1 protein-coding gene is annotated in these 1,175 nt (G+C 59.1%); it reads left to right on the top strand.

Features of this window, described 5'->3' with window-relative positions:
- The coding region (gene tuf / locus ACR0DX_RS22740) for an elongation factor Tu (RefSeq protein ID WP_170356932.1) at nucleotides 1-1,175 on the top strand (1,175 nt) is incomplete at both ends.

Below are 1,175 nucleotides of genomic sequence, written 5' to 3'. Positions count from 1 at the left end.
ATGGCAAAGGAAAAGTTTGAGCGTACAAAACCGCACGTCAACATCGGCACGATTGGCCACGTTGACCATGGTAAAACCACGCTGACCGCAGCGATCACCAAGTATTTCGGTGACTTCAAAGCGTATGACCAGATTGACGGTGCGCCGGAAGAGAAAGCGCGCGGCATCACCATCTCGACCGCCCACGTGGAATACGAGACCGAGAACCGCCACTATGCGCACGTTGACTGCCCCGGCCACGCCGACTACGTCAAGAACATGATCACCGGTGCGGCGCAAATGGACGGCGCGATCCTGGTTGTGAACGCTGCTGACGGCCCGATGCCTCAGACGCGTGAGCACATCCTGCTGGGCCGCCAGGTTGGCATCCCGAAGATGGTCGTGTTCATGAACAAAGTTGACCAGGTTGACGACGAAGAGCTGCTGGAGCTGGTGGAAATGGAAATCCGCGAGCTGCTGTCTTCGTACGAATACCCCGGCGACGATATTCCGATCGTTGCAGGTTCGGCTCTGGCCGCGATGGAAGGCAACAACCCGGAAATCGGCGAAGAGAAAATCAAGGAACTGATGGCGGCTGTTGATGAGTACATCGACACCCCTGAGCGCGCTGTTGACCAGCCGTTCCTGATGCCGATCGAAGACGTGTTCTCGATCTCGGGCCGTGGTACCGTTGTGACCGGTCGTGTTGAGCGTGGCGTGATCAACGTTGGCGACGAGATTGAAATCGTCGGCATCCGCGACACTTCGAAAACCACCTGCACCGGCGTTGAAATGTTCCGCAAGCTGCTGGACCGCGGTGAAGCGGGCGACAACATCGGCGCGCTGCTGCGTGGTGTTGACCGTGACGGCGTTGAGCGTGGCCAGGTTCTGTGTAAGCCGGGTTCGGTTACACCGCACACCAAGTTCGAAGCCGAAGCCTACATCCTGACCAAGGAAGAAGGCGGTCGTCACACTCCGTTCTTCGCGAACTACCGTCCTCAGTTCTACTTCCGTACAACTGACGTGACCGGCACCGTGACCCTGGCGGAAGGCACCGAGATGGTCATGCCTGGCGACAACGTGTCGTTCGGCGTTGAGCTGATCGCGCCGATCGCGATGGAGCAGGGCCTGCGCTTCGCGATCCGCGAAGGCGGCCGCACCGTCGGCGCCGGTGTTGTGTCGAAAATCACTGAGTA

This window comes from Ruegeria sp. D3 (assembly GCF_056534465.1).
The sequence above is the reverse complement of the archived record's forward strand: the minus strand, read 5'-3'. Positions and strand labels throughout refer to the sequence as shown.